The following is a 23,618-nucleotide window of genomic DNA, read 5'->3' on the forward strand; positions in this document are numbered from 1 at the left end:
GAGCAGCACTGAATATCCCCACCGTGATTCCATTTACGAGGCAGTCTCGGATTCTGTCAAACCGCCACGCCCGTTTGGGGGTGTTTCCCAGCCTCAGGCCCGGCTATTCGGCAACCGAAAACCGCTAACGTGGAATTCGATGAAGGGAGGGGCTGTGGCGATCACCCTCTCCGCCGTGGGACCAGCCGACCTTGCACCCGCCCCATGGCTGGACCCCGCGCAGTTCTGGCCGGGCCTCGAAGCCGCGACCTCCGGGCTCGAAAGCCCGCTCGCCGTTCTCGAACTCGGGGCATTGCGCTTCAACACCCATGACCTGGTGCGCCGCGCGGCCGGAAAGCCGATCCGCGTCGCCAGCAAGTCGATTCGCGTGCGCGGACTTATCGACGCGCTCCTGGGCACGGACGGATACGCGGGAGTGCTCGCGTTCACTCTCCCGGAGGCGCTCTGGCTCGCGGAAACGATCGACGACGTCGTCGTGGGCTATCCGACGGCCGACGCCCACGCCATCCGCCGGCTTGCTGCCGACCCGGTGGCCGCCGCCCGCGTGACTCTCATGGTCGACTCGACCGAGCACCTCGACTTCATCGACGCCTGCGTGCCACCGAACCAGCGCGAGAACCTGCGACTCTGTCTGGAACTCGACGTCTCCTGGCAGGCGGCCGTGCTGCTCGGCCACGTCGGCGTCTGGCGGTCACCGGTCCGCACCGCCGGCGAAGCCGCCGCGCTCGCCGCAGCCATCCAGGCCCGCGCCGGATTCACCCTCGTGGGGATGATGGCCTACGAAGCGCAGATCGCCGGCCTCGGTGACCGCACCGATCCGCGGGGCTCATGGTCACTCACCAAACGGTGGATGAAACGCCGGTCGGTCGCCGAACTCACCGAGAGGCGCGCCGAGGCGGTGGCCGCCGTGCGGGAGATCACTGCGCTGGAGTTCGTCAACGGCGGCGGAACGGGCTCGCTCGAGAGCACGTCACAGGACGATTCGGTCACCGAGATCGCCGCAGGAAGCGGGATCCTCGGGGGACACCTGTTCGACAATTACCGCACGTTCCGCCCTGCCCCTGCCGCGTCGTTCGCCCTGTCGGTGGTGCGCAAACCGGCGCCGTCGATGGCCGTCATCCTCGGGGGCGGCTGGGTGGCATCCGGCCCGCCCGGTGAAGACCGGATGCCTCGACTGGAATGGCCGGCCGGACTGCACCTCGTTCCGCGAGAGATGGCCGGAGAAGTGCAAACGCCGATTCGCGGGGCGGGGGCGTCGATGCTGGCCACCGGCGACCGGGTCTGGCTCCGGCACTCGAAATCGGGTGAACTGAGCGAACGGGTGAACGAGTTCGCCGTCGTCGACAACGACCGGGTGGTCAATCGGCTCCCCACCTATCGAGGCGAAGGGAAAGCCTTTCTGTGACGGCAACAGGAGCGGTGTGGCGCAACTGGGCCCGAACCGAGGAGGCCAGACCGCTGCGGGTGGAACGACCGCGGACGACGGCCGCCGTGCAGCGCGCCGTCCGGGCCGCAGGTGGATCGGGCATCCCGATCAAGGCGGTCGGAGCCGGGCATTCGTTCACAGGAATCGCCGTGGCCACTGGGGTGCAGCTCGCCCTGGACGACCTCGCCGGGCTGGTCGGCCGGCCCACCGCTGACGGCCGCGCGACCTTCTACGCCGGAACCCGGCTGCGTGACATCCCCCGTCTTCTCGCGCCGTACGGGCTTGCCATGACCAACCTCGGCGACATCGACGGGCAGAGCATCAGCGGCGCCATCTCGACCGGGACGCACGGCACCGGGTCCGGGTACGGCGGATTGGCCGGCCAGGTCCGCGGGATGACGCTCATCACCGGCGACGGCGAATCGATGCGCGTCGACGACGAGAACAACGCAGAACTGCTGCCCGCGGTCGCGCTCGGACTCGGCGCCCTCGGCATTCTCGCCGAGGTGACGATCGCCTGTGTTCCCCGCTTCCTCCTCGAGTCGGTCGAACGGTCGGAGCCGCTCGCCGACGTGCTCGACGCGCTCGCCGAACGCACGGCATCCGCCGATCATTTCGAGTTCTTCTGGTTTCCGCACACGACGACAGCCCTGACGAAGACGCTCACCAGGTTGCCTGTCACCGCTGGACGCCGGCCCCTCCCGTTCGGACGACGGTGGGTCGACGAAACCCTGATGGGGAATGGAGTGTATCGGGTCAGCTGCTTCGCCGGAACCGTGCTTCCGCCGGTGATTCCCGTGGTGAATCGGCTGGCCACGACGCTCGCAGGCAACCGCAAGTTCACCGACGTTTCGCACCGCATCTTCTCGACCAGGCGCACCGTCCGCTTCCGGGAGATGGAATACGGGCTGCCAGCCGAGAAGGTCCCAGCCGCCGTACGCGAGATCGAGGCCCTGATCGCCGAGAAGCGGTGGCACATCAGCTTCCCGATCGAAGTGCGGTTCGCCGCTGCCGACGACCTGTGGCTCTCGACCGCCTATGGCCGTGACACCGGGTACGTCGCCGTCCACCGCTACGTCCACGAAAACCCGGCCCGGTACTTCGCTGCGGTCGAGTCGATCCTGATCAACCACGGCGGGCGGCCGCACTGGGGCAAGATGCACACGCAGGATGCCACAACCCTCCGGCCGCTGTACCCGCGCTTCGACGAGTTCCTCGCGGTCCGCGATCGGCTCGATCCGCGGCGGCTATTCTCGAACCCGTATCTGACCCGTGTGCTCGGGTCCTGAGGCGGCGCAGTGTTGCCTGAGAACCGGCCATATCCTCAGGGATCGGCACGGTCGGACCCGTAGACTTGCAGGGACAACCTAAACGCAGCACATTCAGCACACATAAGGGAGCACTCGCAATGGAATGGCTCATTCCTGTACTCATCATCGTCGCTCTGGCGGTCATCGTCGGTATCTACTTCTGGGTCACCTACAACTCCCTGGTGTCCCTCAACGTGCGCGTGGACGAGGCCTGGAGCGACATCACCGTGCAGCTCAAGCGCCGGGCAGACCTGATCCCCAACCTGATCGAATCGGTCAAGGGCTACGCCGCACATGAGCGGGCTGTCTTCGAGAACGTCACGAGGGCTCGCGCCGAGACGCTGAGCGCCCAGGGGCCCGCAGACGCCTCAGTGGCCGAGAACCACATGCAGCAGGCGCTCAAGTCGATCTTCGCGGTCGCCGAAGCCTACCCACAGCTGCAGGCCAGCCAGAACTACCTCCAGCTCCAGGGCGAACTCGTCGACACCGAAGACAAGATCCAGGCGTCACGGCGTTTCTACAACGGCGGCGTGCGCGAGCTGAACACGAAGATCAAGGTGTTCCCGAACCACCTCATCGCGAAGAACCTCGGTTTCAGCGAGCGCGAGTTCTTCGAGGTCACCGACAACGCGGCCATTGCTGAGCCGCCGCGCGTGCAGTTCTAAGAAACTCTGATTCGGGCTCGGGCGCGCAGAATGCGCCCGGGCCCTTGCTGTATCCGATGCGAAAGGACGATGAATGTACAGGGCCATCCGCAGGAACAAGGTGAACACCGTGCTCATCATCGCTTTCTTCCTGCTGATCATCGGAGGCCTGGGCGCTCTGGCCGGGTACGTCTACAACAGCCCGACCATCGTCATCTTCACCATCGTCGGGGCGCTCGCCTACGCCATCTTCCAGTACTACTTCGCCTCGAGTCAGACCCTCGCGATCGCGGGCGGTCGAGAGATCGAGAAACGCGACAACCCGCGGTTGTACCGCATCGTCGAGAACCTCGCGATCACAACGGGCTCGCCCATGCCCAAGGTGTACCTCATCGACGATCCGGCTCCGAACGCCTTCGCGACCGGGCGCGACCCGCAACACGCATCGGTCGCAGCCACCACCGGCCTGCTCGACATCCTCACCGATTCCGAACTCGAGGGAGTCATGGCGCATGAGATCGGCCACGTGCGCAATTACGACATCCGGGTGTCGATGATCGTCTTCGGCCTCGTCGTCGCCGTCGGGTTTCTCGCCGACATGTTCCTGCGCATGGCGTGGTTCGGTGGCGGAAACCGCAATAACGGTGGCAACCCGATCGTCATGGTGTTCGGCATCATCGCCATGGTCGTTGCACCGTTGCTGGCCAGCATGGTGCAGCTTGCGGTCTCCCGTCAGCGCGAGTACCTCGCGGATGCCACCGGAGCGCTCACGACACGTCACCCGGATGCCCTCGCAAACGCTCTCCTGAAGCTGCAGGCGTACGGTCGGCCCATGCGGCGGCAGAACTCATCGATGGCTCACCTCTGGATCGCCGACCCGCTGAAGCCCGGCGCCGTCGCCCGCCTGTTCGCCACCCACCCGCCGATCGAAGAGCGCGTCGCACGCCTCCGCACCATCGGTGGCGGGTTCTAACGATGCAGCACGCGGTGCTCGGTCAGAAACGGCTGGAGCACCCGTTGCTCGGTCGATAACGGCTGGCGCTCGGCGAGATCCGCCGCCGAAACCGACCGAGCAAGGCCGACGGGCGTAGTCATTCGTCGTCCACCCGGACCCCGAGGGCTCCGGCCAGGTCCCCGGCGAGGGATCCCCGCCCTGACACGCTGATGCGTTCGCTCCCTTGCCACCCCGCTGTCTCCCGGAGCAGCGCGGCGACCCGCTCGGCGGCATCCGTCGGCGCGCCCGGCTCGATCCACGCGGCCTGCACCCGCAGGGTTCGGGATGCGCGATCGTTCTTGAGGTCGAGGCGTGCCGACAGGTGATCGTCAAGCAGGACCGGGAGCACGTAGTAGCCGTGGACGCGCTTGTGCCTGGGCGTGTAGATCTCGATCCGGTAGTGGAAGTCGAACATTCGCAGCGCCCGGTCCCGGGCCCAGACCACCGGGTCGAAGGGGGAGAGCAGGGCGGATGCCTCCATCGACCGCGGGCGACGCGCGTCGCGGTGCAGCCACGTCTCCCTCGGTCGCGCACCACGCAGCCAGCCCGGCACCGTCACCGGCAGCAGCTCACCGGCCTCCTCGAGTTCGCGTACCGCTGTTCTCGCGTCCTGGGACGGCAGACGGTAGTAGTCGGCCAGGTCGTCGAGCGTGCCGATCCCCGAGGCGATGGCGGCGCGCCGGACAAGCTCACGGATCGCCTCAGCGCGCGGTACGTCCCGGTTGAGCACCGCCGGTGGGAGCACGTGCTCGGGGAGGGCGTAGCGTCGTTCGAACCCGGCTCGCCCGGCCGCCACGATCTCGCCCCACCGGAACAGGGTCTCCAGGCCGATTTTCACGTCGGACCAGCCCCACCAGGGGCCGACCCTCTTGTTCGCGTCGTGCTCGATCTGGCTCGCGGCCAGCGGGCCCTTCTCCGCGAGCTCGGCATGCAGCCAGCGCAGGAACTCCGGATTGGCGGTGGCCCAGCTCTGCGGATCGGCACGGCTGCGATCCCGGTAGTGCTGCATGCGCCACCGGAATAGCGGCCAGCTCTCGCGGGGCATGATCGTCGCTTCATGGCCCCAGTACTCGATGTAGCGGCCCGCCCGGGCGAAGGTGAGCGCGTCGAGGGCCGACTTGTCGTACGCCCCGAGCCGGGCGAAGACGGGGAGGTAGTGGCTTCGCTCGAATACATTGACCGAGTCGATCTGAAGGACCCCGAGCCGGTCGATGAGGGCGTTCAGCTGCCGGGTGCCCGGCTCTGTCGCCCGGGCTCGACCGAAACCCTGCGCGGCCAGGGCGATCCGCCGTGCGAGGGCGGGGGACACGCTGTTCGTCATAACCCCTGACGTTAGCGTGTCGCTCTGACACTGGCCGCATAGACTGATCCGGTGGAGAAATCGACTGAGAAAGGCTGGTGGGGTCGCGTGTTCCGACCCGCCGATTCCGCCGTCGATGACCCCGAACCGGTGAAGGAGACGCACGACGACGTCCCCCGCGGAATCCGGATCGCGGGCGCCTGGTCGTGGCGCCTCCTGGTGATCGCTGGAGCGCTCGCCGTGCTCGTCTTTCTCGTCGTCCAGTTGCGGCTGATCGTCATCCCCTTGTTCATCGGGGTGCTCGTGTCGGCGCTCCTCACCCCGATCATCGAATTCCTCACCCGGCACCGCTGGCCACGAGGGCTCGCGATCGCCACCGGGATCCTCGGAACGCTCGCCGCCGTCGGCGGGCTGCTCTGGCTTGCGATCTGGCAGATCACGCGCGACTTCAGCGAGGTCCAGGCGCGAACCGCCGCGTCGTTCGGCGAGCTGAAGACCGCGTTACTCCAGTCGCCGCTGCACCTGACCGAGACACAGATCAACGATTTCATCGCGGATGCCGTCGCGACAGTCCAGAATGACGGCTCGGCGCTGCTGAGCGGTGCGCTCTCGCTCGGTTCGACCCTGGGCCACGTCGCCACCGGGCTGTTTCTTGCCCTGTTCTGCCTGATCTTCGCGCTCATCGACGGCCGCGGGATCTGGAACTGGATCGTCAGGTTGATGCCCAGGAATGCGCAACCCGCGATCGACGGGGCGGGCAAAGCGGGCTGGTTCACCTTGACGAACTACGCACGCACTCAGATCCTTGTCGCCTCGATCGACGCCGTCGGCATCGGCCTCGGCGCCTTCCTGCTCGGGGTCCCTCTGGCCATTCCGATCGGTGTTCTCGTCTTCCTCGGCTCGTTCGTTCCCATCGTCGGCGCCGTCGTCACCGGCAGCGTCGCTGTCTTCATCGCCCTCGTCTACAACGGCTGGTTCATCGCGCTGCTGATGCTCGGTGTGGTCCTGCTCGTGCAGCAGATCGAGGGTCACGTTCTGCAGCCGCTCCTCATGGGCGCCGCGGTGAAGGTACACCCGCTGGCCGTGGTCCTCGTGGTGGCGGCTGGAACTTTGCTGGCCGGGATCCCCGGTGCGCTGTTTGCCGTACCCGTCGCCGCGGTGATCAACGTCGTGTTCCGCTACATCTCATCCGGCGCCTGGCGAACAGCCGGACCGCCATCACCGCTGATACTCGGCGACGTGATCTGGAGCACCGTTCCAACCGAACGACACATGCGCAGAACCGCCGAGTCCGCGAAGGTCAAGACCATCGAGCCCAAGGGAACACCGAATGCATGAATCCACGTCCAATCCCACCCTCGACCAGTTCGAGACGGCAAGGACCGTGGTCGCACGGGTCGCCCAGGAGACTCCGATGGAAAGTTCCCGGTATCTCACCGAACTCCTCGGTGCTGACGTGTTCCTCAAATGCGAGAACCTCCAGCGAACCGGTTCGTACAAAATCCGCGGGGCATACAACCGGATGTCACAGCTCACCGAGCAGGAACGGGCACGCGGCGTCGTGGCGGCGTCAGCCGGCAACCACGCCCAGGGTGTCGCCTTCGCCGCCCGAGAGCTCGGTATAGCGTCGACCATTTTCATGCCGATCGGTGTGCCGCTGCCCAAGCTGCAGGCGACGAAGGCGTACGGCGCCAAGGTGATCCTGCACGGCCACACCGTCGCCGAGCCCCTGCTGGCCGCCGCCGAGTACGCCGACGAGACCGGCGCCATCTTCATCCCGCCGTTCGATCACGCGGATGTGATCGTCGGCCAGGGCACGCTGGGCCTCGAGATCTGGGACTCGGTGCCCGAGGTCGAGACCGTCATCGTACCGATCGGCGGCGGCGGCCTCATCGCCGGCGTCGCCTCCGCCATGAAACAGCGCGCGAAAGCCGCCGGTCGTACGATCCGCGTCATCGGGGTGCAGGCGGCGAACGCGGCCGCGTACCCCGCCTCGCTCGTCGCAGGGACGCCGACCGAGGTGCCCGTGCTCGCCACCATCGCCGACGGGATCGCGGTCGGCAAGCCGGGAGTGCTCAACTTCGAAATCATCCGCCACCTCGTTGACGACGTCGTGACGGTCTCGGAGGACGACATTGCCAAGGCGCTGCTCGTTCTGCTGGAACGCGCCAAGCTGGTCGTCGAACCGGCCGGCGCCGTCGGAGTCGCGGCGATACTCGCCGGCCTGGTCGCGCCGAGCGGTCCCACCGTCGTGATTCTCTCCGGCGGCAACATCGACCCGCTCCTGATGCAGCGGGTGATCAGCCACGGCCTGGCAGCATCCGACCGTTACCTCACCCTGCGGATCCCGCTGCCCGACCGTCCCGGTCAGCTCGCGCGAACGGCGGAACTCGTCGCCCAGGCCAACGCCAACGTGATCGAGGTGCTTCACACGCGGCACGGGCACGGCCTCAAGATCGGCGAGGTCGAACTCGAACTGAGCGTCGAGACCCGCGGACTCGAGCACCGCCAGCTGGTGGTGGAGACGTTGCGGTCTGCCGGTTATGAGCCGCAGATCGTCGAGGACTGACACCGGTTAACGAGAAACGGCCCGGCGAGGATCTCGCCGGGCCGTTTCTCATCGGGTCACTGGCCCGCGTAGGTCTCGACCTTGGAGATCGTCACGTCGATCTCCTTGCCGTTGGGCGCGGTGTACGTGGTGCTCGCGCCGACCTTGAGGCCGAGGATCGCTGAGCCGAGGGGGCTCTGTTCGCTGTAGACGTCAAGGTCCGAGTTAGCGGCGATCTCGCGGTTGCCGAGGAGAAAGACCTCTTCGCCGCCCGCAACGGTGGCGGTGATGACGGTCCCGGACTCGACGACCCCGTGACTCTCAGGGGCGACGCCCACCGTGGCATCCCGGAGCAGCTGGGTCAGCGTGCGGATGCGCGCTTCCTGCTTGCCCTGCTCGTCCTTCGCAGCGTGGTAGCCGCCGTTCTCCTTGAGGTCGCCCTCTTCGCGAGCCGATTCGATCTTCTTGGCGATCTCTTCGCGTCCCACGGTGGACAGCTTCTCAAGCTCGTCGGTGAGTCGGTCGTAGGCGTCCTGCGTCAGGAACGTGACCTGAGTTTCAACAGCCATGGCGAACTCCTTACATAAACGGACGCCCTGACGAGGGCGTCAGGGCGTATCACATCGACCCGGCCTTTCGGGTATCAGATGAGCTTATGCCAGCCAGCAGCGATAAATCAAACCCGTTGAGGCGAGCTCCGTGGTCCTCACAGTCTCAGTGAAGGTGCGCGTTCGTTGACCCGACGGCGGGATCTCCACGACTTTCCAGCCCACGACAGCGAAGGTGTCGTTGAGGGCCTGCACGGCGCAGTAGCTGGGAGTGCCGGTCGCGACCGACAACTCAAAAGTGACCGTGACCGTGCGCTCGTCGACCACGACATGCGCCGTGTCCCTCACTTCGAGGGCTGCGGGGCCCACCATGTCGAGCGCTGCCCAGACCACCCAGGCGCAGAAGACGAGCGCGAACGCGCCACCGACAATCCAGCCCAGGCGACGCTGGCGCACTTTCGCGTGCGGTGATCGCCCGTATCGCTCCTCAAGGACGGAAGTGTCCTGCTGGGTGTTCGAAACCATCAACCCTCATCCTGCGAACGTTAGTCTGTACAGACAAGGCTAATCGCTTCTCAGCCCCCGTACTCTCACCGGAAGAATGCCAAACGTGACACTCCGACTGCTCTCGGTCCATGCGCACCCGGACGACGAATCCAGCAAGGGAGCGGCGACGAGCGCGTACTACCGCTCCCTCGGCGTCGACGTGATGGTCGTCAGCTGCACCGGCGGTGAGCGCGGCGACATCCTCAACCCCGAGCTCGAGGCACGCACGCTGGGGGAGAGGGACCTCGCCGGCCTCCGCAGGCGGGAGATGGCCGAGGCCGCCCGGATCATTGACATCCGGCACCGCTGGCTCGGGTATACCGATTCCGGTATGCGTCGGGAGGACGGCAGTGTTCCGCCCAACTCGTTCGCCGCCATCCCGGTCACCATCTCGGCAGAACCGCTGGTGCGGATCGTGCGCGAGTTCCGGCCGCAGGTCATGGTCACGTACGACGAGAACGGCGGATACCCGCACCCCGACCACGTGCGCTGCCATGACGTTTCGGTCGCCGCCTTCGAGGCTGCTGCCGACGCATCCGCCTACCCGGACGCCGGTCCCGCGTGGCAGGTGTCGAAGCTGTATTACGACCACGTGTTCAACTACGCCAGGGTCAAGGCGAACTTCGACGAGCTGCTGCGGCAGGAGCCGGATTCGCCGCTCGTCGAGCAGCTCGCCGAGATGGTGAGCTGGATGAAGGAACGTCCGGCCCGGGCGACGACGCACGTGCCCTCGGGGAACTTCTTCGAAGTGCGTGACGCCGCCCTTCGGGCCCACGCCAGCCAGGTCGCCGCCGACTCGAGCTTCTTCTTCTGGTCGAACGACCTCCAACGCACGGCCTGGCCGTACGAGGACTTCGAGCTGGCACGCAGCAGCGTGCCGCCCGTCGCACAAGAGAGCGACCTGTTCGCCGGAATCGAGGACACTGAATGATCGCCGCCAGCTGGAACACTGTCACGGATGCCGCGTGGCGGCTGGCCACGACACCGACTCCCACTCCGTCGCTCGAGATCGACCCCAACGATGTGACGCCGGGTCCGGCCGGGTTCATCATCGTCGCCCTTCTCGCCGCCGCCGTGTTCCTGCTCATTTTCGACATGCAGCGACGGATCCGCCGCGTGAATCACAAAGCGGAGATCAGCGAACGCCTGCAGGCGGAGCTCGCCGAGCGCGACCGCACGGCAGGCGACGAGGGACCCGCGGCCGATCCCACCGCCGACCCGCACCAGGGCGACAAGCCGCTCTGACGCCGGGTCAGGCGAGGGTGCGCCGCATCTCGAGCTCATTCCGTGTCGGGTCGAGGTTATATGGAAACGTCCGCCCGGTGAGGTCGTAGCCGCGCCGCCGGTAGAAGGCGATGGCGCGCTCGTTGTCCTCATGCACGTGCAACGTGAGCGTGCTGCCGTGGCCGCGCGCCCAGTCCTCGACCGCATCGAGGAGGGCATCGGCCACGCCGGCGTCCCTTCCGCGGAATGCCGGGGAGATGTACACACCCACGAGCAACGGCCCGCCGACATCGAGACGGTCGACGAGCCCGCTCATCGTGCCCACCCACCAGCCCGAGGCATCCACCGCCACGAGCTGGACGCTGTCGGGGCCGGAGCCGCGATTCGCCCGCATCCGCCAGACGTCCTCGGTGTTCGCCTCAGCCGCCTCGAGCGTCTCCAGAAACGCGATCGGGGTGTCGCGCAGCATTTCGAGGCGGAGGTCGCGGACGCGCGGCCAGTCGGCCTCGGTCGGCGAGATGATCGTGACGGCGGTCATCCGGTCACCGCACCGATGCCGGAGTGCTCGGGGCGGACACCGTGTTCGGAGAGCGCCCGTCGGAAGACCGCGATGGCCTCACCTCCGGCCGCCTCGGCGGCCACGAACCCATCGGGGCGGACCAGGTAGAACCGCCCCGGCGAGAGTTTGCTCGAGCCCACGGCCGGGAAACGGTGGAAGGGCAGGCGAAGGGCGCTGGTGATCCGCACGGCGTCTCGCCGGTCGACGACCCCGTACCCGTGTATTTGCCAGTCGAGGCTCCGGAGGACGTCGAAGTTCGTGCCCGTCCACGACAGCCGGCGGCCGACGACACGCCCCCTGCGGCCGGTCGCCTTCGCTTCGGCGCTCATCCAGTAGTGGATCCGCGTCTGCGACAGGTACTCGAAGAGACGGCGGGCGCCGGGCAGGCGGGGGACCACACCCACGATGATCGGCACGATCACGCGGCTCGCCCGCCGCCGCACGAACCGAGAGAAGGCCGAGGCGCCGGTGACGATGCCGAACGCGCGGTCCGTCGTCGACACGAGTCGGAGCGCCACCGGTCGGCGTTCCGCCTCGTAGCGGTCCAGGGCTGATGGGTCGGCGTTCTTCCGGAGCACCGACGCGAGCGCCAGCCCGAGGTTGTGGGCGTCCTGAAGGCCGGTGTTCATTCCCTGGGCGCCGACCGGCGAATGCACATGCCCGGCATCTCCGGCCAGGAACACCGGTCCGTCGCGGAACCGGGCGGCGACCCGATGCGAGATCCGGTAGGTCGAGAACCAGGACGCCGAGTCGTAGTCCACGCCGAACACGTGCGACAGCTTCGAGCGTGCGGCGGCCTCGGTCACCACCTCGTGCACGTCTGATAACCGGATCGTGCCGAGCAGGCGGTCGTTCCCCCCTGGTGCCATCGGGAAGGAGATGAGGAAGTCATCCGTTCCGAACCTGATGTTCACGGCTTCGGGTTCGAGGCCGGTGACACCGTGGGCGTCAGCAACGTAGAAGGTGTGCTCATTGGTGATTCCCTCGAACGGGATGCCACGGAGCTTGCGGACGAGGGACGACGCCCCGTCGGTTCCCACGCAGTACTGTGCCCTGACGAGCAGCGGGCCGTCGGGGCCGTTCAGCTCGGCCTCGACAGCCGAGTGACCCTCGACGGGCGTGGTCAGGCCGGCGAGCGGGTGATCCCACAGCACCGTGCCCCCGAGCCGATCCAGCTGGTCGACGAGGATGCTCTCCGTCCTGGACTGCTCGAGCACGTGCAGGCCGGGGAAGGGTGACACACCGGCACCGATCCGCCCGATCGGGACCCTGCCGAAGGAGGTCCTCTCGAAGCCGGGGCAGGCGGCCGTGGCTGTCGTCGTCTCTGCCAAAACGGGTTCGACGATATCGAGCTGGTCGAGGATCTCCATCGTGCGCGCCTGCAGGACGAGCGCCCGCGACTCCCGCGTGGGGCCCGATTTGCCGTCGGTAAGAACGACGTCCACCCCCAACCTCGTGAGCACCGCGGCGAGCAGCAGGCCGGTCGGGCCTGCCCCCACAACGAGAACCTCGGTTCTCACGTCTCCAGCGAAATCGCCCACGCTGCCCATGGTATGCACGCGCGGTCCGCGACACTACACTGATCCGGTCGGAGGCGAAGGTCGCTCTGCAGCAGGAGGACACATGCCGTTGGAAGGCGAGTACGCGCCAGGGAAAGCGAACTGGGCCCGCAAGCAGGTGGACCTGTACGAGAGTTCAGGCGGGACGGAGGGGACGACGCTCCAGGGCCGCCCGGTCGTGGTCCTCACAACCGTCGGAGCGAAGACCGGCAAGCTGCGCAAGACCGCATTGATGCGCGTCGAGCACGGGGGCGAGTACGCCGTCGTGGCATCCCTGGGTGGCGCACCGAAACATCCGGTCTGGTTCTACAACGTCCGGGCGAATCCGCATGTGGAATTGCAGGACAGAACCGAGAAGCACGACTACACCGCCCGGGAGGTGACGGGCGACGAGAAGGCGGTCTGGTGGCAGCGCGCCGTCGAGGCGTTCCCCCCATACGCCGGCTACCAAAAGAAGACGAACCGCGAAATCCCGGTGTTCGTGCTCACCCGGATGGACTGATCTGCTCAGCCGAGATTGTAGGCCGGGTCGACCGCGAGCAGCAGGATGCCGGTCCAGTGGCAGAGGAACGCGAGCACGGTGCAGACGTGGAAGATCTCGTGGAATCCGAAGTGGCCGGGGAACGGGTTCGGCCGCTTCAGCGCATAGACGACCGCGCCGCCCGTGTAGAACAGGCCACCGACGATGATGAGCGTCATGGTCTCCGGATTCACCCGGAAAATATCGAAGAGGTACATCACGGCGGCCCAGCCCAGTGCGATGTAGAGGAACACGTAGAGCCAGCGGGGGGCGTGCAACCAGAACATCCGGAAGACGATTCCGACGAGGGTGCCTCCCCACACGAGGGCGAGCAGGAGGCTCCCTTTCTCCGGCGGAAGGGCGAGGACGGCGACGGGGGTGTAACTGCCCGCGATCAGCAGGAAGATGTTCGCGTGGTCCATCCGTTTGAGCAGGATCTTCGAACGCGGTGACCAGTTGATCCGGTGGTACAGCGCCGAGATGCCGAAGAGAAGGAGGGAGCTCAGGGCGAACACCGCCGTGCTCCACTTCGCCGGCGCCCCCTGGGCCAGCGTCACGAGGATGATGCCGCCGACGATGGTGAGCGGGAAGGTGCCGGCGTGAATCCAGCCGCGCCAGGTCGGTTTGCTGTCCTCGGGTCGCGCGATCGTGTCGTCAAGGAGCGGGATGTTCGGAAGGTCAGGACCCTCGGCGTCGTCGCGGGCGACGGCGGCATCGATATCCAGCCCGGCGGGACCGGTTTTCCCGGCTCGGATCGGGCGCTCGCGAGGGGAAGGCGACAGGGGCATAGATCACAGGATACGCGGCACCCCATTCGTGAAACTGCACTAACGTAACGGTGTGAAGAACAGCCAGTCGAAGCCAGGGCCCGGGTTTCTCTACAACCTGTACCAGAAGCGCCTGCGTCGCGGCCTCAGTTCCGGACCTCTGCCGCACCACGTCGCCATGATCATCGACGGGAACCGTCGGTGGGCGAAGCAGCTCGGCTACGAGACGGCCGCCCACGGTCACCGTGCCGGCGCCGCGAAGATGCGCGAGTTCCTCGAGTGGTGCGACGATCTCGGCATCAAGGTGGTCACCCTCTACCTTCTCTCCAGCGACAACCTCAGCTCGCGGTCGACCGACGAACTGCATGACCTGATCGAGATCATCGCGGACCTCGCCGAGGAGCTGTCGCACTACCGGAACTGGCGGGTCAAACGCGTCGGCTCGACGACCGGACTGCCGCAACCGCTGATCGCCGCGCTCGACGCCGCCGAATCCCGCACCGCACAGAAGAACGGCCTCCACATCAACCTCGCCGTCGGCTACGGCGGGCGCACCGAGATCGTCCACGCGATGCGGAGCATCGTCGAGAAACACCACCTGACCGGCGGCAGCCTCGACTCCCTCGCCGAGTTACTCACCCCCGACCTCATCGGCGAGCACCTTTACACCAGCGGACAGCCCGACCCGGATCTTCTCATCCGCACCTCGGGCGAGCAGCGCCTCAGCGACTTCATGCTCTGGCAGAGCGCGCACAGCGAGTTCTATTTCGTCGAAGCGCTCGGACCAGACCTCCGCGAGGTCGACTTTCTGCGCGCACTCCGTGACTTTTCAAGAAGGCAGCGCCGCTACGGCGGCTGAGGGAGAACCATGACCGGGATCGACGAGTACCTCCGTGGCTTCGGTGAGGAAACCGGCTACCTCGACTACGGCCGGCTCGGTCCCCTCGCCGCCGTGGTGCAGGACGAGCTGCGTCTGCAGGTGGACCTGCTCGGGCGGGCGCGGTACGGAGCGGTGGACGCGCTGCTGGGCCAGGACGAACGCATGCGCACGGCGGTGGCATCCCTCGTCGGCTTCGCCCCTGAGAACATCGTGAGCCAGCCGAACACGAGTATGGGGCTCATGCACGCGATGTTCAGCATGACCGGAGGTCTGCTCCTCTCCGCAGGAGACTTCCCGAGTCTCACCGTTGCCGCCTCCCGTGCCGCCGAATCGATGCAGGTCCTCGTTCCGACCTGGCTGGAGACCGACCACGGCCGGGTCACCCCGCACACGATCAAACAGCAGCTGACGCCGGCGATCACCGCCGTCGCTGTGAGCCTCGTCGACACCCGCACCGGCTACCTGGCCGACCTCGACGGCATCCGGCAGGTGATCGGCGAGCGGCTGCTCATCGTCGACGCGATCCAGGGATTCGGCGTGGTCGACGCGCCGTACGAGGTCGCCGACGTCATCGCATCCGGGGGCCAGAAATGGGTCCGTGCGGGTTGGGGAACCGGTTTCCTCGCACTCAGCGACCGCGCCCTGGATCACCTCGTTCCCGTCGTCAGCGGCTACACCGGCACCGACGACGACGAGCCGTGGGATGCCGTTCCTCCGCCGTCGAGGTCGGCTCGCGCCTACAGCGTGGCGAACCCCGACTACTCCGCCGAAGCACGGCTCGCCGCCGCGCTCGAGGAGATCGGCTCCGTCGGCATCGCGGAGATCGAGGCCACGGTGAGCGACCGGGTCGGCGAGGCGCTGGAACTCGCCGACGAGTTCGGGATCTCGGTGGCGTCGCCCCGTGCCGCCCACGAGCGCGCCGGGATCGTGATCCTTGACCCGCCCGACGACCAGGTCGCCCTGCTCGTCGCCTCCCTCCACAACCACGGGGTCACCACCACTCTCCGGCAGAACCGCATCCGCCTCAGCGTGCATGCCGGCACGACGAGCGAGACGCTCGGGATGCTCCGAGACTCGTTCGTCTCGTTCTCGACGGCCATCGCCTACTAGGGCTCACGGCTGACGATCAGCAAATGTTTACCTGTCTGCAATGTCAACCCAGCGTGTCGTGTTTGATCCCGGAATGAGGTCGTCGTAACGTCTGAAGTACCAGGCACGGCGCCTGGTCGAGACGGCCACATAAGTTCGACTCGGAACGTACGTGGCCGCACTCGCTGGAGAACCGAACCGACAGGTTCGGCTGGGAGTGGCAATGACCGCGACACGTACCCACGCACTGCAGCACAACACCGAAGGGCAAGCAGAGAACACAACTTCACAACCAGCACCTCAGAAGACAACCGAGCGTACCTATGTTTTGGATACCTCGGTTTTGTTGTCTGACCCGAAGGCGCTTTTCCGGTTCGCCGAGCACGCCGTCGTCATTCCCGTCGTCGTGATCTCGGAGCTCGAGAAGAAACGTCACGACCCCGAGATCGGGTACTTCGCCCGGCAGGCCCTCCGCCTGCTCGACGAGCTGCGACTCGAGCACGAGAGGCTGGACTTCCCGGTGCCGGTGGGTGAGGGTGGATCGCTGCGCGTCGAACTCAACCACTCCAACATGTCGGTGCTCCCGAACGGGCTGCAACTCGGCGACAACGACTCCCGGATCCTCGCCGTTGCCCTCAACCTGGCCAACGACGGACTCGCGGTCACGGTGGTCTCGAAGGACCTGCCGCTGAGGGTGAAGGCGGCATCCATCGGCCTTTCGGCAGAGGAGTACCGCGCCGAGCAGGCCATCGACTCCGGCTGGACGGGGATGTCGTCGATCAGCGTCTCCGCCAACGAGATGAGCGACCTGTACGAGACGGAGGTCGGCCTGTCCACGGACGTCGAAGGCCTCCCGATCAACACCGGCCTCGTCATCCACTCCGATCGGGGTTCCGCCCTCGGCCGGGTCACCGGCAAGCGGGAGTTCAAACTCGTCCGCGGCGACCGCGACGTCTTCGGACTGCACGGCAGAAGCGCCGAGCAGCGGCTGGCGATCGACCTGCTCCTCGACCCCGAGGTCGGCATCGTTTCGCTGGGAGGTCGAGCCGGAACGGGGAAGTCCGCGCTCGCTCTCTGCGCGGGACTCGAAGCCGTGCTCGAGCGCCAGCAGCACCGCAAGATCATGGTGTTCCGGCCCCTGTACGCAGTCGGCGGCCAGGAGCTCGGTTACCTGCCCGGCGATCAGGGCGAGAAGATGAACCCCTGGGGCCAGGCCGTCTTCGACACGCTCGGCTCGGTCGTGTCGCAGAACGTCCTCGACGAGGTGATCGAACGCAACATCCTCGAGGTGCTGCCGCTGACCCACATCCGCGGGCGCTCGCTCCACGACGCGTACGTCATCGTCGATGAGGCACAATCGCTGGAACGCAACGTCCTCCTCACCGTGCTCTCCCGGATCGGCCAGAACTCCCGGGTGATCCTGACGCACGACGTGGCCCAGCGCGACAACCTGCGGGTGGGGCGTCACGACGGGGTCGCCTCGGTCATCGAGACGCTCAAGGGTCACGACCTGTTCGGGCACATCACCCTGACTCGTTCCGAGCGCAGTTCGATCGCCGCACTCGTGACCGAACTGCTGGAGGGGAACGAACTCGCCTGACCCGCCCGGCCGGGCTGTGGATAACCCGTGCAGGGTTGCGCAGCCCGGCTAGCGTGTCGCCATGGCGATCGGCGCGGAGACGGAGAGAGTGGATGCCGGGCGGCGTTCGCACCTCGCCCACGACCTGTCCGCGGCCGCCGTGCTCGGTGTGCTCGCCGTCGTCGCGGTGGGCCCGAGCCCACTCCTGCTCGGACTTCTGTACCTCGCGGCGGTGACGGCGGAACTCGTCCGCATCGACGTCGACAGCCACCGCCTGCCCAACCGGCTGGTGCTTCCCGGGTATCCGATCGCGCTGGCCGGGGTCGCGTTCCACGGCGTTCTCACCGGCATTCCGCCGGTCCTCCCACTCGCGGCAGGTGCGGCGTGGTTCCTCTTCTTCCTCGTGCTCAACCTCGGCGGCGGAATGGGGATGGGCGACGTCAAGCTGGCCGGTGTGCTCGGGCTGTGCCTCGGCTCGATCGGGCCGGGGCAGCCGCTGATCGGGCTCGCGCTGGCGTTCCTTTTCGGGGGAATCGCCGGCATCCTCGTCCTCGTGCGGCACGTGGGTGGGAGGAACGCGCGCATTCCGTTCGGGCCGTTCCTGCTCGCCGGGTTCTGGGTCGCTGTCGCCCTTGCCCCGGCGGCATCCGTGTGACGGTATCGGCTTCGGATTGCGTAGACGTACCCCGATGCAATCCAGACACAGCCGCCGGGAGGGGGCGGCGACAGCCTAGGCTGGTGCAATGGAAGAGCGCATACTCGGTCGTACCGGCCGCCCCGTCTCGATCGTCGGCCTGGGTACCTGGCAACTCGGGGCGGACTGGGGTGCTGTCTCGGAGACCGAGGCCCTCGCCGTGCTCGACGCCGCCGTGGACTCGGGCGTCAGCTTCTTCGACACCGCCGATGTCTACGGCGACGGTCGGAGCGAACAGATCATCGGGCAGTTTCTCGCCGCAAACCCGGGCACCGAGGTCTTCGTCGCCACCAAGATGGGTCGCCGGGAGGCCCAGAACCCGGCCAACTTCAGGCTGGCGAAGTTCCGCGAGTGGACGGACCGGTCACGCCGGAACCTGGGGGTCGACCGGCTCGACCTGGTGCAGCTGCATTGCCCACCGACGCCCGTGTTCCTGCTGGACACCGTGTATGACGCTCTCGACGCCCTCGTCGCCGAGGGTGTGATGGCGAACTACGGGGTCAGCGTCGAGACGTGCGAGGAGGCCCTGGCCGCGATCGCCCGTCCCGGCACGGCGAGTGTGCAGATCATTCTCAACGCGTTCCGACTGAAGCCACTCGAACAAGTGCTGCCCGCCGCCCGGGAGGCGGGAGTGGGAATCATCGCCCGCGTGCCTCTCGCGTCGGGGCTGCTCAGCGGGCGGTACACCCCGACAACGGAGTTCGCTCCCGACGACCACCGCACGTTCAACCGCGACGGAAGCCACTTCGACGTCGGCGAGACCTTCGCCGGGGTCGATTTCTCCACCGGTGTCCGCGCGGCGGAAGAACTCGCGACCTACGTCCCGGAGGGGCTGACGCCGGCCCAGGCCGCCATCGCCTGGGTCACGCAGCAGGACGGCGTGACGAGCGTCATCCCCGGCGCGCGATCCATCGCCCAGGCGCAGTCCAACGCGGCAGCAGGCCTGACGGGACCGCTTCCGGCCGCCTACCTCGACGCCGTCGAGAGCATCTACGAGGCCGACATCAAGAACGCGGTGCACGACCGCTGGTAGCTGCTTCGGCGGTGCCCGGGTCGTTGCTCGGTCGATAACGGCTGGACTCCCAGCGGAAGTCCGACCATTACCGACCGAGCAAGGTGCGCTCGACCCTTCGTGACCGCGCACGGCGCGCAGCCACCGCTCAACCGGGCAGTTCCGGGGCTAGCCGGGGTGCGTCATCGACAGCAGGTCAAGTGCGCTGTCGAGCTGCTCGACGGTGATGTCGCCGCGTTCGACGAAGCCCAGGTCGATCACGGCCTCGCGCACGGTGATGCCCTCAGCGACCGAGTGCTTGGCGATCTTCGCCGCCTTCTCGTAGCCGATGATCTTGTTCAGCGGCGTCACGATCGACGGTGACATCCCGGCCAGGGCGGCGGCGCGGTCGAGGTTCGCTTCCAGCCCGTCGACGGTCTTGTCGGCGAGAACCCGGCTCGCGTTCGAGAGCAGGCGGATCGATTCGAGCAGCGCCGTGCCCATGACGGGGATCTGCACGTTGAGTTCGAACGAACCCGATGCTCCGCTCCAGGCGATCGTGGCATCGTTGCCGATGACCCGTGAGCAGACCATGAGCACGGCCTCGGGGATGACCGGGTTGACCTTGCCCGGCATGATCGACGAACCGGGCTGGAGGTCGGGGATGTTCAGTTCGCCGAGACCGGTGTTCGGGCCTGAGCCCATCCAGCGGAGGTCGTTGCAGATCTTGGTGAGGCTCACGGCGATGGTGCGGAGCGCACCGGATGCCTCGACCAGGCCGTCGCGGTTGGCCTGCGCCTCGAAATGGTCGGCCGCTTCGGTGATCGGCAGCTCGGTGTCCTCGACGAGCAGCCGGATGACGAGCTGCGGGAAACCGGACGGGGTGTTGATGCCGGTGCCGACGGCGGTGCCGCCGAGGGGAACTTCGGCGACGCGGGGGAGTGCCGACCTGACCCGCTCGATGCCGAGGCGGACCTGGCGGGCGTAGCCGCCGAATTCCTGCCCTAGGGTGACCGGGGTGGCATCCATCAGGTGGGTGCGGCCGGACTTCACGGCGGTCTTCCACAGGTCGGCCTTGGCTTCGAGCGACACGGCCAGGTGGTCGAGGGCCGGGATCAGGTCATCGATGAGCGCGCTCGTCACCGCGATGTGCACCGACGTCGGGAACACGTCGTTCGACGACTGTGAGCAGTTCACGTGGTCGTTGGGGTGGACGGGAGAGCCGAGGCGGGTCGAGGCGAGGCTGGCGAGCACCTCGTTCATGTTCATGTTCGAGGAGGTGCCGGATCCGGTCTGGTACACGTCGATGGGGAACTGGTCGTCGTGACGGCCGGAGATGACGTCGTCGGCTGCAGCGCCGATCGCCTCGGCGATCGCCGTGTCGAGCACTCCGAGCTGCGCGTTCGCGGCCGCCGCTGCCTTCTTGATCCTCGCGAGAGACGCGATCTGCGCCGACTCGAGCCCGGCACCGGAGATCGGGAAGTTCTCAACGGCACGCTGGGTCTGGGCGCTGTACAGCGCCGCTGCCGGCACGCGGACCTCTCCCATCGTGTCGTGTTCGATGCGGTACTGAGCTGTGTCTGACACGGTTGATCTTCTCCTGGGGGTGGTGGCGCTACATTGCGCCGGTGGGCGTGGTTTCGAGATTTCCGAGAATGATGTCGGGCACCGCGGTGCCCTCGAGCAGTTTGTAGTTCGCTCCGACGATACCGAGGATCCCGGCGGCGACGGCGTCGCTGATCATTTCCGACCGCTCAAGCAACTCGGCAACGGTGTGGCGAAGGTGCTCCCGGCCGACGTCGAGCGGGTCGGCCTCCCACGGATTGATGTTGCGCGCCTTCGCCACGCGGATCACCGCCGGCGTGATCTGCTGGATCAGGCTGTCGATGTGCGGCGGCAACGGGGTGGCATCCGGTGCGAGCGAATCGATCGCGGCGCGAACGGCCCCGCACTGGTCGTGGCCGAGCACGACGATGAGCGGAACGTGCAGGACGCCGACGGCGTACTCGAGCGACCCGACCACCGATCCGGAGATGACCTGGCCGGCATTCCGGACGACGAACAGGTCGCCGAGCCCCTTGTCGAAGATGATCTCCGCGGCGAGGCGGGAATCGGAGCAGCCGAACAGCACGACGTCGGGCTGCTGTTTGAGGGCGAGCGATTCCCGTCGTTCCACGTCCTGGCGCGGGTGATGCGGCTCACCGGCGACGAATCGCGCGTTTCCGCGCATCATGACCGACCAGGCCTTGCTTGGGCGTAACGTGGGCATCATTCGCTCCCATTTCTCGAGTTGGCCAGCACCTGGTCAGCCAGGGCGGATGCCACGGTCAGGAACTCCTCGTCGGTCGCGGTTCCGAACACGATGAAGGTCGACGCACCGGCCTCCGTGGTCAGCGCGTACTCCATGTTGCCGACATCCTCGCGCCCGCGATTGTCGTAGACCGTCCACTCGACACCGTCGACGGCGACCGTCGACGAGGCCGTCGTCTGGCGCAGCTGCTGGGAAACCCAGGTCTCGTTGGCGTCGAAGCCCTGGCTGATGCCGATGTACTCCTTCGACGGCGTGATCAGGCCGATGTTCCAGGAGGACACCCCGCCGGACCTGTCGGTCTCAGCACGGTTCGAACTCCAGCTGCCTGGCAGTTCCGGGTTCGCGAGGACCTGGTCCGACGACATCTGCGCCTGCGTGGCGACGGCACCGTAATCGACCTCGGCGACAAGGGAGTTGTCGGCCCGGGGCACGGCCAGCGCGATGATGAGGACGAGGCCGACGCAGACCAGCAGAGAGTAGACGAGGTTGTTGATCGTCTTGCGTTTGCGGTAATTGCGAGAGTTCTCGGCTTTGCGGTCGGCTGTCTCCTGGGGAGTTTCGGGGCGGCCGAGTTCGGCGACGACTCGCGGCGGGCGACGGGAACTCATTCGGCTGGTCGCGCCTCGCTCGATTGGGTGGCTGCGCGTGCGGCGTCGAGGCGGGCCTTCGCCCCGATCAACCAGTCCTCGCAGCGGCGGGCCAGCGCTTCACCGCGCTCCCACAGGGCGAGGGACTGTTCCAGGGTCGGGGCTCCCTGCTCGAGTTCGGAGACGACACGGATGAGTTCATCCCGTGCGTCTTCGTAGCTGAGGCTGGCGACCTCGCGGGTTTCTGGCATGGTCCAATCCTATCTGGGGTCGGCGAACGCCTCACCCTGCGGGCCGTCGGAGTGAGCTGCGATCCGGCCGGCCGCAAGGGTGAGGGTGAACGGGGTGCCCGCGGGAGCTTCGGGGGCCGAACGGATTACGTGGCCGTCGGCGTCCTGCGCGATCGCGTAGCCCCGGTCGAGGGTGCGCTGCGGGGAGAGCGCGCGCAGATGCGAACGCAGGTCGGCGGTCTCGCGGGTCGATCGTTCGAGGATGCGCTCGACCAGTTCGGTGCCGCGGGCGACATACCGGGTCAGCTCTTCAGCCCGCGTGTCGACAATCCAGGTGGCCGAAGCCAGTGCGGGACGCGAGCGCAGTTGTCCGATCCGCGCGGTCTCGGTGTGGAGGTAGGTGGCCAGACGAGTACCCAGGCGGGCACGGGCCTGGTGGACGCGATGCAGCTCCTCCGTAACATCCGGAACGACGCGCTTGGCGGCATCCGTCGGGGTTGAGGCTCGCAGGTCGGCGACATCGTCGAGGAGCGGTCGGTCGGCTTCGTGGCCGATGGCGCTGACCAGCGGGGTGGTGCAGGCGGCGGCGGCCCGGACAAGCCGTTCGTCGCTGAAGCCGAGGAGGTTCTGGAAGTCACCGCCGCCGCGCGCCACGATGATCACGTCGACGTCGGGATCGCCGTCGAGCCGTTTGATGGCGGAGATGACCTCGGGTACGGTGCGGTCGCCCTGCACCGAGGCGTGCACGACGCGGAAGTCCACCGCCGGCCATCGCAGCTGGGCGTTGCGGAGGACGTCCTTCTCAGCGTCGGAGTCCTTACCGGTGACGAGGCCGATGCAGTGGGGGAGGAACGGGAGCCGTTTCTTGCGGGAGAGGTCGAACAGGCCCTCGCCGGCGAGCTGGGTGCGGAGCCGCTCCAGCCGTTCGAGCAGGTCGCCGAGGCCGACATGCTTCATCTGCAGCACCTGCATGGTGAGCGTGCCGCCCTTGACCCAGTAGTTGGGTTTGATCAGCGCGACGACCCGGTCGCCGTGCTTGAGGTCCTCCGGGATCCGCGCCTTGACCGACGACCAGATGGTGAAGCTCACCGTGGCCTCGCCGTTGAGGTCCTTGAGCTTGCCGTAGACGTTGCCGGCGGAGGTGCCCCACTGGGCGAGTTCTCCTTCGACCCACACCGAGCCGAGGCGGTCGATGTAGTCCCGGATCTTGACACCGAGCAGGCTCACCGGCCAGGGATTCTCTGCTGTGGCGGGGGAATCCGGCATCCGTTTGCGCTCCTTCTCGTCGTCCAGCATGCGCACAGAGGCAGCG

General features: G+C 67.1%; 25 protein-coding genes. 14 read left to right on the forward strand and 11 right to left on the reverse strand.

Features of this window, described 5'->3' with window-relative positions; translation table 11 throughout:
* The first annotated feature begins 139 nt into the window (after positions 1-139).
* The 4 genes from ABIE24_RS11015 to ABIE24_RS11030 all read left to right on the forward strand — a co-directional run bounded on the left by ABIE24_RS11015 (position 140) and on the right by ABIE24_RS11030 (position 4,353).
* Entirely contained in the window at positions 140-1,405 is a 1,266-nt protein-coding gene (locus ABIE24_RS11015) for an alanine racemase (RefSeq protein WP_502916270.1), read from the forward strand.
* Complete coding sequence (locus ABIE24_RS11020; protein WP_354499576.1) at positions 1,402-2,715, forward strand: D-arabinono-1,4-lactone oxidase; 1,314 nt, start codon at positions 1,402-1,404, stop codon at positions 2,713-2,715. Before ABIE24_RS11015 ends, ABIE24_RS11020 begins: the two co-directional genes overlap by 4 nt.
* A 119-nt stretch (positions 2,716-2,834) precedes the next feature.
* Positions 2,835-3,401 carry a LemA family protein gene (locus tag ABIE24_RS11025; RefSeq protein WP_354499578.1) on the forward strand — a complete coding sequence of 189 codons (567 nt, stop codon included), beginning with the start codon at positions 2,835-2,837 and terminating at the stop codon, positions 3,399-3,401.
* 73 nt (positions 3,402-3,474) lie between these two features.
* Positions 3,475-4,353: a M48 family metalloprotease gene (locus ABIE24_RS11030; RefSeq protein WP_354499579.1), complete on the forward strand. Its 879-nt coding sequence runs from the start codon at positions 3,475-3,477 to the stop codon at positions 4,351-4,353.
* Positions 4,354-4,471: 118 nt separating this feature from the next.
* Here the strand turns inward: ABIE24_RS11030 and ABIE24_RS11035 are convergent, their stop codons facing one another.
* The gene (locus tag ABIE24_RS11035) at positions 4,472-5,695 is read right to left on the reverse strand and encodes a winged helix-turn-helix domain-containing protein (protein WP_354499581.1); all 1,224 of its coding nucleotides are present in this window, start codon (positions 5,693-5,695) and stop codon (positions 4,472-4,474) included.
* Positions 5,696-5,746: 51 nt separating this feature from the next.
* Here ABIE24_RS11035 and ABIE24_RS11040 point away from each other — a divergent pair, with 51 nt between their 5' ends.
* Together ABIE24_RS11040 and ilvA are read left to right on the forward strand one after the other, a co-directional pair.
* Positions 5,747-7,012, forward strand: coding sequence for an AI-2E family transporter (locus ABIE24_RS11040; RefSeq protein WP_354499583.1), 1,266 nt, complete (start codon positions 5,747-5,749; stop codon positions 7,010-7,012).
* Positions 7,005-8,243: a threonine ammonia-lyase gene (gene ilvA, locus ABIE24_RS11045; RefSeq protein WP_354499585.1), complete on the forward strand. Its 1,239-nt coding sequence runs from the start codon at positions 7,005-7,007 to the stop codon at positions 8,241-8,243. The genes ABIE24_RS11040 and ilvA overlap by 8 nt, the downstream gene beginning before the upstream one ends.
* A 56-nt stretch (positions 8,244-8,299) precedes the next feature.
* On the opposite strand, the gene greA is transcribed toward ilvA, so the two are convergent.
* A complete protein-coding gene (gene greA / locus ABIE24_RS11050) occupies positions 8,300-8,791 on the reverse strand; it encodes a transcription elongation factor GreA (RefSeq protein ID WP_354499587.1) in 492 nt (163 codons plus the stop codon).
* An 84-nt stretch (positions 8,792-8,875) separates the two neighbouring features.
* The gene (locus ABIE24_RS11055; RefSeq protein WP_354499589.1) at positions 8,876-9,295 is read right to left on the reverse strand and encodes a DUF4307 domain-containing protein; all 420 of its coding nucleotides are present in this window, start codon (positions 9,293-9,295) and stop codon (positions 8,876-8,878) included.
* Between the two features lie 76 nt (positions 9,296-9,371).
* Between ABIE24_RS11055 and mca the strand changes: the two genes are divergently transcribed.
* On the forward strand, positions 9,372-10,247 hold the full coding sequence (gene mca / locus ABIE24_RS11060) for a mycothiol conjugate amidase Mca (protein ID WP_354499590.1): 876 nt from the start codon (positions 9,372-9,374) through the stop codon (positions 10,245-10,247).
* Entirely contained in the window at positions 10,244-10,561 is a 318-nt protein-coding gene (locus ABIE24_RS11065) for a hypothetical protein (RefSeq protein WP_354499592.1), read from the forward strand. The genes mca and ABIE24_RS11065 overlap by 4 nt, the downstream gene beginning before the upstream one ends.
* 7 nt (positions 10,562-10,568) lie before the next feature.
* On the opposite strand, the gene ABIE24_RS11070 is transcribed toward ABIE24_RS11065, so the two are convergent.
* Both ABIE24_RS11070 and ABIE24_RS11075 read right to left on the reverse strand, forming a co-directional pair.
* Positions 10,569-11,078: a GNAT family N-acetyltransferase gene (locus ABIE24_RS11070; RefSeq protein WP_354499593.1), complete on the reverse strand. Its 510-nt coding sequence runs from the start codon at positions 11,076-11,078 to the stop codon at positions 10,569-10,571.
* The gene (locus ABIE24_RS11075) at positions 11,075-12,640 is read right to left on the reverse strand and encodes an FAD-dependent monooxygenase (RefSeq protein ID WP_354499595.1); all 1,566 of its coding nucleotides are present in this window, start codon (positions 12,638-12,640) and stop codon (positions 11,075-11,077) included. Before ABIE24_RS11075 ends, ABIE24_RS11070 begins: the two co-directional genes overlap by 4 nt.
* Before the next feature lie 82 nt (positions 12,641-12,722).
* On the opposite strand from ABIE24_RS11075, the gene ABIE24_RS11080 reads away from it, so the two are divergent.
* On the forward strand, positions 12,723-13,160 hold the full coding sequence (locus tag ABIE24_RS11080) for a nitroreductase family deazaflavin-dependent oxidoreductase (protein WP_354499597.1): 438 nt from the start codon (positions 12,723-12,725) through the stop codon (positions 13,158-13,160).
* Positions 13,161-13,165: 5 nt separating this feature from the next.
* On the opposite strand, the gene trhA is transcribed toward ABIE24_RS11080, so the two are convergent.
* On the reverse strand, positions 13,166-13,966 hold the full coding sequence (gene trhA / locus ABIE24_RS11085) for a PAQR family membrane homeostasis protein TrhA (RefSeq protein ID WP_354499599.1): 801 nt from the start codon (positions 13,964-13,966) through the stop codon (positions 13,166-13,168).
* A 52-nt stretch (positions 13,967-14,018) separates the two neighbouring features.
* Between trhA and ABIE24_RS11090 the strand changes: the two genes are divergently transcribed.
* The 5 genes from ABIE24_RS11090 (at position 14,019) to ABIE24_RS11110 (ending at position 19,220) form a co-directional block, all read left to right on the forward strand.
* Positions 14,019-14,804, forward strand: coding sequence for an isoprenyl transferase (locus ABIE24_RS11090; RefSeq protein WP_354499601.1), 786 nt, complete (start codon positions 14,019-14,021; stop codon positions 14,802-14,804).
* Positions 14,805-14,813: 9 nt separating this feature from the next.
* Positions 14,814-15,935, forward strand: coding sequence for an aminotransferase class V-fold PLP-dependent enzyme (locus tag ABIE24_RS11095; protein WP_354499603.1), 1,122 nt, complete (start codon positions 14,814-14,816; stop codon positions 15,933-15,935).
* Positions 15,936-16,137: 202 nt separating this feature from the next.
* Positions 16,138-17,514, forward strand: a complete 1,377-nt coding sequence (phoH2, locus tag ABIE24_RS11100; protein WP_502916271.1) for an RNA 5'-3' helicase PhoH2 — start codon at positions 16,138-16,140, stop codon at positions 17,512-17,514.
* Positions 17,515-17,575: 61 nt separating this feature from the next.
* Positions 17,576-18,148, forward strand: a complete 573-nt coding sequence (locus ABIE24_RS11105; protein WP_354499605.1) for a prepilin peptidase — start codon at positions 17,576-17,578, stop codon at positions 18,146-18,148.
* 88 nt (positions 18,149-18,236) lie between these two features.
* On the forward strand, positions 18,237-19,220 hold the full coding sequence (locus ABIE24_RS11110; RefSeq protein ID WP_354499607.1) for an aldo/keto reductase: 984 nt from the start codon (positions 18,237-18,239) through the stop codon (positions 19,218-19,220).
* 147 nt (positions 19,221-19,367) lie between these two features.
* Here the strand turns inward: ABIE24_RS11110 and ABIE24_RS11115 are convergent, their stop codons facing one another.
* Genes ABIE24_RS11115 through xseA form a run of 5 tightly spaced genes read right to left on the reverse strand, consistent with a single transcriptional unit; the run spans position 19,368 to position 23,602 of the window.
* Entirely contained in the window at positions 19,368-20,765 is a 1,398-nt protein-coding gene (locus ABIE24_RS11115; protein ID WP_354499609.1) for a class II fumarate hydratase, read from the reverse strand.
* A 28-nt stretch (positions 20,766-20,793) separates the two neighbouring features.
* Positions 20,794-21,450 (reverse strand): carbonic anhydrase, encoded by a 657-nt coding sequence (locus ABIE24_RS11120; RefSeq protein WP_354499610.1) that lies wholly within the window; start codon positions 21,448-21,450, stop codon positions 20,794-20,796.
* Positions 21,447-22,097 (reverse strand): DUF4245 domain-containing protein, encoded by a 651-nt coding sequence (locus ABIE24_RS11125; protein WP_354499612.1) that lies wholly within the window; start codon positions 22,095-22,097, stop codon positions 21,447-21,449. Before ABIE24_RS11125 ends, ABIE24_RS11120 begins: the two co-directional genes overlap by 4 nt.
* The gene (locus ABIE24_RS11130; protein WP_354499614.1) at positions 22,094-22,327 is read right to left on the reverse strand and encodes an exodeoxyribonuclease VII small subunit; all 234 of its coding nucleotides are present in this window, start codon (positions 22,325-22,327) and stop codon (positions 22,094-22,096) included. The genes ABIE24_RS11125 and ABIE24_RS11130 overlap by 4 nt, the downstream gene beginning before the upstream one ends.
* 9 nt (positions 22,328-22,336) lie before the next feature.
* Positions 22,337-23,602, reverse strand: coding sequence for an exodeoxyribonuclease VII large subunit (xseA, locus tag ABIE24_RS11135; protein WP_502916272.1), 1,266 nt, complete (start codon positions 23,600-23,602; stop codon positions 22,337-22,339).
* Positions 23,603-23,618 lie beyond the last annotated feature (16 nt).

Origin of the sequence: Mycetocola sp. 2940 (assembly GCF_040548835.1) — a bacterium.
Taxonomy (GTDB): domain Bacteria; phylum Actinomycetota; class Actinomycetes; order Actinomycetales; family Microbacteriaceae; genus Mycetocola_A.

Bases quoted from the DNA above. Each gene is read 5' to 3' on its own strand.
- ABIE24_RS11125 (WP_354499612.1), bottom strand. From the start codon at position 22,097: ATGAGTTCCCGTCGCCCGCCGCGAGTCGTCGCCGAACTCGGCCGCCCC.
- ABIE24_RS11080 (WP_354499597.1), top strand. From the start codon at position 12,723: ATGCCGTTGGAAGGCGAGTACGCGCCAGGGAAAGCGAACTGGGCCCGC.
- ABIE24_RS11030 (WP_354499579.1), top strand. From the start codon at position 3,475: ATGTACAGGGCCATCCGCAGGAACAAGGTGAACACCGTGCTCATCATC.
- ABIE24_RS11105 (WP_354499605.1), top strand. From the start codon at position 17,576: ATGGCGATCGGCGCGGAGACGGAGAGAGTGGATGCCGGGCGGCGTTCG.
- ABIE24_RS11035 (WP_354499581.1), bottom strand. From the start codon at position 5,695: ATGACGAACAGCGTGTCCCCCGCCCTCGCACGGCGGATCGCCCTGGCC.
- ABIE24_RS11130 (WP_354499614.1), bottom strand. From the start codon at position 22,327: ATGCCAGAAACCCGCGAGGTCGCCAGCCTCAGCTACGAAGACGCACGG.
- ABIE24_RS11065 (WP_354499592.1), top strand. From the start codon at position 10,244: ATGATCGCCGCCAGCTGGAACACTGTCACGGATGCCGCGTGGCGGCTG.
- ABIE24_RS11055 (WP_354499589.1), bottom strand. From the start codon at position 9,295: ATGGTTTCGAACACCCAGCAGGACACTTCCGTCCTTGAGGAGCGATAC.
- ilvA (WP_354499585.1), top strand. From the start codon at position 7,005: ATGCATGAATCCACGTCCAATCCCACCCTCGACCAGTTCGAGACGGCA.
- phoH2 (WP_502916271.1), top strand. From the start codon at position 16,138: ATGACCGCGACACGTACCCACGCACTGCAGCACAACACCGAAGGGCAA.
- xseA (WP_502916272.1), bottom strand. From the start codon at position 23,602: ATGCTGGACGACGAGAAGGAGCGCAAACGGATGCCGGATTCCCCCGCC.
- ABIE24_RS11070 (WP_354499593.1), bottom strand. From the start codon at position 11,078: ATGACCGCCGTCACGATCATCTCGCCGACCGAGGCCGACTGGCCGCGC.
- trhA (WP_354499599.1), bottom strand. From the start codon at position 13,966: ATGCCCCTGTCGCCTTCCCCTCGCGAGCGCCCGATCCGAGCCGGGAAA.
- ABIE24_RS11015 (WP_502916270.1), top strand. From the start codon at position 140: ATGAAGGGAGGGGCTGTGGCGATCACCCTCTCCGCCGTGGGACCAGCC.
- ABIE24_RS11025 (WP_354499578.1), top strand. From the start codon at position 2,835: ATGGAATGGCTCATTCCTGTACTCATCATCGTCGCTCTGGCGGTCATC.
- ABIE24_RS11110 (WP_354499607.1), top strand. From the start codon at position 18,237: ATGGAAGAGCGCATACTCGGTCGTACCGGCCGCCCCGTCTCGATCGTC.
- ABIE24_RS11095 (WP_354499603.1), top strand. From the start codon at position 14,814: ATGACCGGGATCGACGAGTACCTCCGTGGCTTCGGTGAGGAAACCGGC.
- ABIE24_RS11120 (WP_354499610.1), bottom strand. From the start codon at position 21,450: ATGATGCCCACGTTACGCCCAAGCAAGGCCTGGTCGGTCATGATGCGC.
- mca (WP_354499590.1), top strand. From the start codon at position 9,372: ATGCCAAACGTGACACTCCGACTGCTCTCGGTCCATGCGCACCCGGAC.
- greA (WP_354499587.1), bottom strand. From the start codon at position 8,791: ATGGCTGTTGAAACTCAGGTCACGTTCCTGACGCAGGACGCCTACGAC.